1 protein-coding gene is annotated in these 268 nt (G+C 44.8%); it reads left to right on the top strand.

Annotation, left to right across the window (positions count from 1 at the left end; translation table 11 throughout):
* Positions 1 to 268: hypothetical protein (locus ADM33_RS09990; protein ID WP_049504919.1), on the top strand; the 268-nt coding region annotated here is incomplete at both ends.

Below are 268 nucleotides of genomic sequence, written 5' to 3'. Positions count from 1 at the left end.
AATGAATGATGACGTTCCAGCAACATTTGACAATGGTTCAACTACCAAGACAGTAGATGGTGTTGGTACTTACACAGTAGCAGCCGATGGAACAGTAACCTTCGTACCTGAGAAATCATTCACAGGTAAAGCACCGGCCGTAACGGTTGTTCGTGAAGATAAGAACGGAACAAAAGCATCTGCAACTTACACACCAACCGTAACACCAGTAACACCGACAGCGACACCAGTTGAAACAACAGGTAAACAAGGTCAAACCCAAACAGGT

Source organism: Streptococcus oralis (assembly GCF_001075875.1).
GTDB classification, from domain to species: domain Bacteria; phylum Bacillota; class Bacilli; order Lactobacillales; family Streptococcaceae; genus Streptococcus; species Streptococcus oralis_I.
Note: the sequence above shows the minus strand (reverse complement) of the source record. Positions and strands in the feature narration are given on the sequence as shown.